Raw genomic sequence first — 2,828 nt, forward strand, 5'->3', positions numbered from 1 at the left:
ATTAGGAGATATCACTAATCAGCTAGAGCAGTTTTTTGAATCCAGTCAATTTCTCTCAAAAATACAATTACGAAAAACACTGGATTTTATCTTTTCATTAATTCACTGATCTTATAGCGGGAAGGGAGTAGGCTCAGCTAACAGCCTTCAACGTCGTCAAGTTTCTCAAGCGTTGTTAAGATTGGCAACACAAATGGATGCAGCTAACACACACCGATCAACTGCAAGATGGGAGGAGTGGTTTGGCGATGAGTAATTCGAGTCATCCTCTGCTTGATCAACTGAAAACAATGAGTCGGAGAGCCAACCAGATGGCGACAATGCATAGCAAACTCCGAGATGACTATGCTGGGTGGAATTCAGCCACAAATATTTTCTTGCTGATTTTCTCAGCTTGTTTACTCTCAATTGCCTTCATTTCCGATGATTTCTTGCAACGTACTACAAATATTTCACCTGATACCTTTAAGTGGATTAATGGCATTACCGCTACAGCGAATTTCTCGGTAAGTCTCGTACTCCTTGCTTGGCAGCCTGCTGAAAAGGCTGCGGCTCATGCTCAGGCAGTAAATCACTACGCAAAGATAAGATATGAGATTAAGCGCCTAGAAGCTAAGTCAAACCAGCTAACTGAAGATGACGTTACTACATTAGAGGAGTCTTACTTTAACACTCGCGATCTACCTGGAATATCAGAGAAGCAATTTCTGCCTCTGAAACAATGGCATTTGCTTAAAGTATCTCTAAGCAAGGAGCTTGATGCTAATCCATATCTTCCTTTATGGTTTCTTCGATTGAAGATGTTGAAAAGTAATAAAAAGCCACCCACTCAACCTTAAGATTAGTGAGGTAGTTGTACTGGGGCATCAATTTTCTAGTTTCATATTTTCTGCCAACATATTGCAAAATAAAGTCCCTTGCTCAATTGCATCATCCAAAGCAACGTGACTATGTGGAGTAGGATCAATCCAACGTTTCGGCATATTTCGTTTGTTAGCTTGTGAATATTCTGTCTTAAGCATCGCCATTGCGTAAGTTCTTATATCTACTGCTGAATGTGAAAATGGGCTTTCACCACTAAATCGGATTAGATACCAGTACACAAATAGAAAGTCAAACCCAGCAGGGTAAGCTACAAATATCGGACTTCCAGGCAATGACTTTAGCCAAGTTAGATAGTCTTGCATAGCTTTTAAAGGTTCTTGAGGATCTACTTGAGTTGCTTGCCAAGCATCAGGTTGGCTTTGCCACCATTCCATTGTCTTAGGATCAGGCTTCCCTTCTAGAAGAGGTTTAAGGTTGATGGCGAAAGTTCCAACCAGAGTTTTATCTTTCAGGTAAGCAGCAGATGCAAGGCTAAGCATTGAGTTCGGTCCAGGGATGGGACCATCAGTTTCAACATCGGTACTGACATAAACTTCAGTCATAATCCTTTAGACAAATAGTTAAGCTTCTTCTTAATTATGATCTATTTGTCAACGTCATTGAGATTGTCAATCTTGAAATTAATGAAATGTAATTCACCTTATTTTATTTGAACGAAAGTAAATAGGGGTATGGCAACGATTCGTGTCTGAGAAGGATACATCTCTGAAACCCTCTCGTTATGGTCGTTTTAGAGACAATTTTTCCAATTTTCTAGATTTTGCCTGAACAGAATGGAGATTTTTGGGTCTTTTTGGGGATTTGCTCATAGTTTCCAGAGGCAGAGTACAACCCGTACTCTATCACTGGAAAATGTGGGTTCATTCAGCTTATCCCTAGTTTAGGGTTGCTATATTTTTTTCAAATCGTTAACAGTTGTGCTTCAATAGGATGTTGAATGAGGGAAAAAATTTCTACATTTGTTTTCGTGGCGAGGGCGCTCGGACTTTAGTAATAATCAGCAATTGTATAATAATCGTTCTCAGTTATTCCAACCTCTCCGCCGCTTTCAAGAAAGCCCGTTTCGCCGCAATCTTATTCTTACGATTGGCATAACGCCTAAAACTCCTGACATCCCGATGCCTAGTTAACTCCATCGCCAAAGAAGGATCTAACTCATACTTCACAATCAAATTCGTTGCAAACGTATGCCGACCCCGATGGGAATGCAAATCAATCCCAGTCTTATCCGCCAAATCATCCACCACATGACGAATTCCCCAATAGGTCAACCGCCTTCCCTGACTGCGATTAGAACAAGACACAAACAAAGCACTATCAGGCGATATCTCTCCTTCTTGCTCCCTCCTCCAATCCAAATAAGCATCCAAATCCTGCATGCCCAACTTCGTCAAAGGTACTTCCCCCTTACTATCCCACTTCGCCTCCTTAATCACCAATTCCCCATTCCAATAATCCTCAACATTCAAACGACAAACCTCCTCTGCTCTCAATCCATGCAACAAAATCGAAAACAACGCCCGATCGCGCAACATCACCTTACCTAACGAGATCGCCTCATAAATCCGCAACACCTCCACATCTTCCAAATCCTTAGCCACAGGGTCAGGCAGTCGCTCCTGCTGAATGCCAATCGTCGGATCGGCAACCACATATTCCGACAGCAACATCCATCGATAAAAAGACTTCAGAGTCCGAAGCACCCGATTGACCGAACTCAATGCCAACTCACGCTCCTTCAGCAAAAAAGTTTTAAACTGCGTTACTTTGCGCCGACTCACATCCACCCAAGCCAGATCGCACCAATCCATAAATGTCCGTAAGTCTCTGGAGTTTAGACTAAAAAAGGTAAGAAAGGCAGAGTAAAAGAGATACAAACTGCCTAAAGTAGATAAAAAAGAAAGACATATCTACAGCCATGATTATTGACAAACTACAGGAAT

Annotated in this window: 3 protein-coding genes; 1 reads left to right on the forward strand and 2 read right to left on the reverse strand. The window is 41.6% G+C overall.

Annotation, left to right across the window (positions count from 1 at the left end):
• Nucleotides 1–248 precede the first annotated feature (248 nt).
• A complete protein-coding gene (locus tag B9G53_RS13690) occupies nt 249–839 on the forward strand; it encodes a hypothetical protein (RefSeq protein WP_094533204.1) in 591 nt (196 codons plus the stop codon).
• A gap of 27 nt (nt 840–866) precedes the next feature.
• Here B9G53_RS13690 and B9G53_RS13695 read toward each other — a convergent pair whose 3' ends face one another.
• Both B9G53_RS13695 and B9G53_RS13700 read right to left on the reverse strand, forming a co-directional pair.
• The gene (locus B9G53_RS13695; RefSeq protein WP_094533206.1) at nt 867–1,427 is read right to left on the reverse strand and encodes a 3'-5' exoribonuclease; all 561 of its coding nucleotides are present in this window, start codon (nt 1,425–1,427) and stop codon (nt 867–869) included.
• Between the two features lie 483 nt (nt 1,428–1,910).
• Nucleotides 1,911–2,696, reverse strand: coding sequence for a site-specific integrase (locus B9G53_RS13700; RefSeq protein WP_094533209.1), 786 nt, complete (start codon nt 2,694–2,696; stop codon nt 1,911–1,913).
• Nucleotides 2,697–2,828: the final 132 nt, after the last annotated feature.

The organism is Pseudanabaena sp. SR411 (assembly GCF_002251945.1).
Taxonomy (GTDB): Bacteria; Cyanobacteriota; Cyanobacteriia; order Pseudanabaenales; family Pseudanabaenaceae; genus Pseudanabaena.